The organism is Morganella sp. HSTU-ASny43 (assembly GCF_022819185.1).
Lineage (GTDB): Bacteria > Pseudomonadota > Gammaproteobacteria > Enterobacterales > Enterobacteriaceae > Morganella > Morganella morganii.
Window position 1 is genome coordinate 1 of the sequence record NZ_WSPG01000076.1, and the last position, 969, is coordinate 969.

Consider the following 969-nt stretch of genomic DNA (forward strand, 5'->3'; position numbering starts at 1 on the left):
GCGATTATGCCGTTAACACGGGCGGCGGATGGCTCTCTCGGTGTCCGGGCGATCGGCAGAAATCAGAATACCGGTTCAGCAGCACCACAGGTGTTTATTACCATCGACAGTAACGGCAGCAGCCAGACGCAGTCGTCGGCTGGTTATGAGCAGTTTGGTAATGAAATTGCTGCATTTGTCGATCAGCGTTTCCGCGTACTAATGGACAAAGACACCCGCCCCGGCGGAGCCGTCTGGAATCTGACTAAGGGGAAAAGATGATCGAAACATTCACCTGGTGTCCCCGTGTTAATCCCACGGAGGACATCACCTATAAAATCCGCAGGGCGAAGTTCGGTGATGGTTATGAGCAGGTATCCGGTGACGGTATCAACGCCCGCAGCCAGAAGTGGTCACTGGAATTTACCGGTCGCGGGGAGTACATCACGGCTATCCGTCAGTTTATCGACCGTCACGGCGGCATAAAGGCTTTTCAGTGGAAACCCCCGCTTGAACCTGTGGGGTTATACCGGTGCGCCGAGCATAAACTTACCCCGCTCGGCGGTGACAACTATTCACTTTCTCTCACTTTTACCCAGGCATTTAAACCATGATCACAAACGATTACCAGAAGCTGGAACCGGGTAATGCCGTCCGGCTTTTTGAGGTTGACGGTACCGCGTTCGGTGCACCGGATATTTTGCGGTTCCATGCATACAATATTCCTCATACTGAGGCAGAAATTGCAGCAGCCGGCGGGGATCCGGAAAAGTTACCGGCGAAATCCATCTGGTGGCAGGGGGAAGAATACCGTGCCTGGCCGGTACAGATTGAGGGGCTGGAGGCGTCGACAACCGGCTCCGGCGCACAGCCGAAGTTATCGGTGGCAAACCTCGATGGTTCAGTCACCGCACTGTGTCTGGCATACGATGACATGCTGAAAGCGAAAGTCACGATACACGACACCCTGGCACACTATCTGGATGCGGC

2 protein-coding genes and 1 pseudogene are annotated in these 969 nt (G+C 54.5%); all 3 read left to right on the forward strand.

The window, feature by feature from the left end; all coding sequences use genetic code 11:
* Positions 1 to 261, forward strand: a pseudogene (locus GN208_RS17795) (phage tail tape measure protein); the annotation flags it as partial.
* Positions 258 to 593 carry a phage tail protein gene (locus GN208_RS17800; protein WP_036409311.1) on the forward strand — a complete coding sequence of 112 codons (336 nt, stop codon included), beginning with the start codon at positions 258 to 260 and terminating at the stop codon, positions 591 to 593. The pseudogene GN208_RS17795 and the gene GN208_RS17800, both read left to right, overlap by 4 nt.
* On the forward strand, positions 590 to 969 hold a 380-nt coding region (locus GN208_RS17805), incomplete at its 3' end, for a phage minor tail protein L (RefSeq protein ID WP_243828517.1). The genes GN208_RS17800 and GN208_RS17805, both read left to right, overlap by 4 nt.